This is a genomic window from Streptomyces sp. NPDC055078 (assembly GCF_053607985.1).
In genome coordinates, this window is sequence record NZ_JBSGUP010000595.1 from 1 (window position 1) to 5,124 (window position 5,124).

The 5,124-nt window shown below is 70.7% G+C and carries 3 protein-coding genes; 1 reads left to right on the forward strand and 2 read right to left on the reverse strand.

Features of this window, described 5'->3' with window-relative positions; genetic code table 11:
• Nucleotides 1-42: 42 nt before the first annotated feature.
• Both ACWF94_RS32855 and ACWF94_RS32860 read right to left on the reverse strand, forming a co-directional pair.
• A complete protein-coding gene (locus tag ACWF94_RS32855; RefSeq protein ID WP_453496923.1) occupies nt 43-1,290 on the reverse strand; it encodes a L,D-transpeptidase in 1,248 nt (415 codons plus the stop codon).
• Between the two features lie 298 nt (nt 1,291-1,588).
• On the reverse strand, nt 1,589-2,815 hold the full coding sequence (locus tag ACWF94_RS32860) for a L,D-transpeptidase (RefSeq protein ID WP_453496926.1): 1,227 nt from the start codon (nt 2,813-2,815) through the stop codon (nt 1,589-1,591).
• A 335-nt stretch (nt 2,816-3,150) separates the two neighbouring features.
• Between ACWF94_RS32860 and ACWF94_RS32865 the strand changes: the two genes are divergently transcribed.
• Nucleotides 3,151-5,124, forward strand: a 1,974-nt coding sequence (locus tag ACWF94_RS32865; RefSeq protein ID WP_453496929.1) for an ABC transporter ATP-binding protein, incomplete at its 3' end; no start/stop codon positions are given.

A 5,124-nucleotide genomic window follows, 5' to 3' on the forward strand; every position in this document is an offset into this window, starting at 1 on the left:
GCCGGGCCCGGAGTGCGCGATGGGCGCAGCGGAGGCGAGTGCCTACTTGGTCCACTCGGCCCAGGACATGTTCCAGCCGTTGAGGCCGTTGTCCGGGGCTATCTGCTTGTCCTTGGAGTTCTTGACGATCACCACATCGCCGAGCAGCGAGTTGTTGAACAGCCACGCGGCGGGGGTGCCCTTGTCACCGGCGCCCCGGGTGTCGCGCAGACTGACACAGCCGTGGCTGACATTGGCCGAGCCGAAGGTGCCGGCGGACGCCCAGTAGTTGCCGTGGATGAAGGTGCCCGACCGGGACAGCCGCATCGCGTGCGGCACATCCTTGATGTCGTACTCGCCGCCGAAGCCGACGGTGGCGCCGTTCATCCGCGTGACCTTGAACTTCTCGCTGATGACCATCTGACCGTTGTACGTCGTGGTCGCGGGCGCGCCCGCGGTGATCGGGATGTCCTTGATCTGCTTGCCGTCCCGGACGATCTTCATACGCTTGGCACTGGCGTCGACGGTGGAGACCTGGCTGCGGCCGATCGTGAAGGACATCGTCTTGGCCTGCTTGCCGTACACCCCCGGGCGGCCCTCGACACCGTCCAGGTTGAGCTTGACGGTCACCTTGGTGCCGGCGGCCCAGTACTTCTCCGGGCGGAAGTCGAGCCGGTCGTTGCCGAACCAGTGGCCCTCGATGGGCACGGGCGGGACGGCGGTGACCTTGATGGCCTGCTCGACGGCCTCGGGGTTGGTGATACCGCGGGTGAAGTTGATCGAGACGGGCATCCCGACACCGACCGTCGACTTGTCCTCGGGGGTGTACTGGCCGATGAAGGTGTTCTTCGGTACGAGGGTGGTGAAGCTGGTGTCCTTGGCGGACTCGCGGCCGTCCTTGTCCTTGGCGATCGCGTGCACCTTGTACTTGGTGGCACCGGCCAGATGGTTCAGCGGCTCCCAGGAGCGGCCGTCGGCCGAGATCCGGCCCTCGACCGCGGTGCCCTTGTCGTCCTGGACGGTGACCGTGCTCAGCTTGCCGTCGGCGGCGGTGACCTTCAGCGCGCCCTTGGTGGCGATCGCGGTGGCGCCGTCCTTGGGCGCGATGGTCACGACGGCCCGGGAGGCCGCGTTGCCGACCTTGCCGCTGTCGCCCTTCCCCGCGTCCCCGCCGCTGTCGCCGCCCTTGCCGGAGCCCCCGCCCCCACACGCCGTCAGCAGCACCAGCAGCGCCCCGATGACACCGGCCAGCAGTGCGGAGCCCCCGCGTCCGCGTGCGGCACCGGCCGGTGTCCCCGATATCGGTGGCATCGGATGCCCGTTCCCCATGGTCTCTCCCCTTCGCACGGCCTGGCCCCGCCACGGCCTGCACCCCGCGCGCCTCGCGTACGCACTTTCGACAGACAATCACACCAGGGGTGGGGGAGAGTTCACGCCAATGTCACTGTTCCGTCCCAAGGTCTCCGCACGCTCAACGGTCGGTCCGGGCGCATGAGGAGACGGCGTTCGGGGTGACGCGGGACGGGCGGGCGCGGACGCACAGGCAGGAGGGACAGGCAGGAGGGACGGGCAGGAGGGACGGGCAGGAGGGACGGGCCCTTGCGCCGCGTCAGCGCAGGGCGGAGCCCGCCTTCCACCGGTGCCACTCCAGGTTCCAGCCGCTGAGGCCGTTGGCGGGTGCGACCTGCTTGTCCCGGGAGTTGACCACCTCGACCACATCGCCGACGAGGGTCCGGTCGAAGAACCAGCCGGCCGGGGTGTCTTCGCTGCCGCCCTTCACATCGCGCAGCCCGACACAGCCGTGGCTGACATTCACCGCACCGAAGATCTCGGGGTCGGCCCAGTAGTTGCCGTGCAGAAAGGTGCCCGAAGCGGTCAGCCGCATCGCGTGCGGCACATCCTTGATGTCGTACTCGCCCTTGCCCTCGGCGTTCTTGAACCCGACCGTCGCCCCGTTCATCCGGGTCACATCGAACAGCTCGCTGACCACCATTTTCCCGTTGTACGTGGTGGACTTGGCCGCCCCCGCCGTGATCGGCACCGTCGCCAGGACGCTGCCGTCGCGCCGTACCTCCATCGTCTTCGCCTCCGCGTCCACGAGGGAGACCTGGGAGCGGCCGACGGTGAAGGTGACGGTCCGCTGCTGGATGCCGTACGAGCCGGGGGCGGCCTCGACGTCCCGCAGCCGCACATCGACGGTGACCTTGGTGCCCGGCCGCCAGTATTTCTCGGGGCGGAAGTCGAGGCGGTCGGCGCCGAACCAGTGGCCCGCGATCTCCACGGGCGGCTGTGAGGTGACCCGGATGGCGCGCTCCACGGCGGCGCGGTCGACGATCTTCCGGTTGAAGTCGAAGGAAACGATCATTCCGGTGCCGACGGTGGCTCGGTTCTCGGGCTTGAAATAGCCGATGAAGCGCTGCGCCGGGACCTCGGTGGTGAAGGTGGTGTGCCGGGCCGAGCGGCGGCCGTGGCTGTCGAGGGCGAGCACATCGACGCTGTACTTGGCGGCGAGGGCCAGCCGGGCGCCGTCCGACGGGGTCCAGCGCAGTCCGTCATCGGAGATCGCGCCGGGCACCTCGGCGGGCGCCTCGTTCTCGATCCGCTTCACGGTGACCCGCTCCAGCCGCCCGCTGGGCAGCCGCACTTCGAGGCGGTCGCGGGGGTCGACCCCCTTCGCGCCGTCCCCGGGGACCACCCGGATCACCTCATCGGGCGACCGGGGCTTGCCGCCGATCCCGAGGACTCCGCCGGTGCAGCCGGCGAGAGATGCGATCAGTCCTGCCGATGCCAGGACGAGGGCCGTGCCGCGCCCCGCCCGCTTCAGTACGTGTTTCACGCCCACCCAACGACGGCGGACTCCGGGGGAAACGTGGCAGGGGGCCATGTCGGGGGGGGGTGCCTGCGCCGGGGGGTGAGTGGGGGCGGGTGCGGGGCGGCAGGGCGTGTGGCGGTCAGCGGGCGCTCGGTGCCGGGGCGGCTTGTACCGGCGCCCGGGGCGGCTTGTATCGGTGCCCGGGGCGACGGCTTGACCGTTTCCCAGGGGTCCCGCCGCCGGGATTGCCGACGGACGGAATGTGCAGCTCCGTATTACTCCGGATTACCCCGGGCGCCGTTTCGCCGAGGGCAAATTCGGATGAGGACCGTCAGCAATGAACCGTAGGCTCGCTCCTGATGCCCACCAACAACACACCCGAGCAGATATCCGCCAAGGACAGATCCGCTGTGCGCTCGCTGCTGCGGCTGTGGCCGTATGTGCGGCCCGTACGGGCACGGCTGTCCGGCGCCGCGGTCGTCGCGATCACGGCGTCGTGTCTTGGCCTGGTGATCCCGCTCGTCCTCAAGTGGATCGTGGACGGGCCGGTGGCGGACGGCGACCCCGGCGGGGTCTGGCTGGGGGCGTTCGTCCTGCTGCTGCTCGGATTCGCCGAGGCGTTGCTGTTCGGGTTGCGGCGGTGGCTGGTGGCCCGGCCGCTGGCGGGGGTCGAGGCGTCGATGCGGGCGGATCTCTACGGGCATCTCCAGCGGCTTCCGGTGTCGTTCCACGACCGCTGGGCCTCGGGGCAACTGCTGTCGCGCGCCACGACGGATCTGATGCTGCTGCGGCTGTTCCTGGCGTTCCCGCTGACCTTTCTGGTCGTCAACGGCACCACGATCGTGGTCGGCTATGTGATTCTGCTCGGCCAGGACTGGGGCCTGGGGCTCGTACTGACCGCGCCCATCGTCCCGCTCGTGGTGATCTGCGCGTACTTCGAGACCCGTTACTCGCTCGCCGCCCGCCGGGCCCAGGACCAGGTCGGCGATCTGACGACGGTCGTCGAGGAGAGCGTCCTCGGCATCCGTATCGTCAAGGGCTTCGGCCGGCACCGCAGCCAGGCCCTCGCCTTCCGGGAGATGTCCTACCGGCTGCGCGGCACGGAGCTGGTCAAGGCGCGGCTGCTCGCGGCCATCTACGCGCTGATCACCATCCTGCCCGGGCTCGCCATCGGCACCGCGCTGGTCCTGGGTACGGTCCAGGTCGCCGACGGGAGCCTGTCGGCGGGCACGCTGGTGGCATTCCTGTCGACGGCGCTGGCGCTGGCGTGGCCGGTGGAGTCGATCGGCTTTCTGCTCGCCATGAGCCAGGAGGCGGCGACGGCGACGGACCGTTTCTTCGAGGTGATGGACGCGGAGCGGGAGCCGGACACCGCGCTGACCGGCGGTCGCGGGGCGGAGGCGGCGGACGGGGTGAGCGAGGCGTCCGGGATGCGGTTCGAGGGCGTCGAGTTCCGCTATCCGGACGCGGCCACCGACGCCGCACCCGTACTCGCCCGGATCGATCTGCGGGTACGGCACGGCGAGACGATGGCCCTCGTCGGTGGCACCGGCAGCGGAAAGACCACGCTCACCGCGCTCGTACCACGGCTGCACGAGGTGACCGCCGGCCGGATCACCCTGGACGGCGAGGACATCGCCGCGCTGCCCCGGGAGCGGCTGCGCGAGCTGGTGTCGGTGGCGTTCGAGGAGCCGACGCTGTTCTCGGCGACCGTCGGCGAGAACGTACTGATGGGAGCGGCGAGTACGGATGAGGGCCGACGGCAGGAGGATCTGGACCGCGCGCTGGAGGTGGCCCAGGCCGGTTTCGTACGCTCCCTCCCCCACGGTGTCGACACCGAGGTCGGCGAGCAGGGCCTGAGCCTGTCCGGCGGCCAGCGCCAGCGCCTGGCCCTGGCCCGCGCGGTGATCGGCCGCCCCCGGTTCCTGGTGCTGGACGACCCGCTGTCCGCGCTCGACGTCCATACGGAGGCCCTGGTGGAGGCGGCGCTGCGAAGGGTCCTGGAGGACACCACCGCCCTGGTGGTGGCCCACCGCCCGTCGACCGTGCTGCTCGCGGACCGGGTGGCGCTGCTGTCGGGCGGCCGTATCGCGGCGGTGGGCACCCACCAGGAACTGCTGCGGACGAACGCGGAGTACGCCTGGCTGATGTCGGGAGCGAAGGCGGGCGAGGCGCCCGCGCCCACCGGCCCGGACGGCACCTCCCCGGACGGCGCCCCGGGCGGCGCATCGCCGGACGACGATGGCGTCGACCGATCGGACCGCGGCGGCCCTGACCGGCCGAACGTCGGTGACGGTGACCGGCCGAACGTCGGTGACGCTGACCGGCCGGAC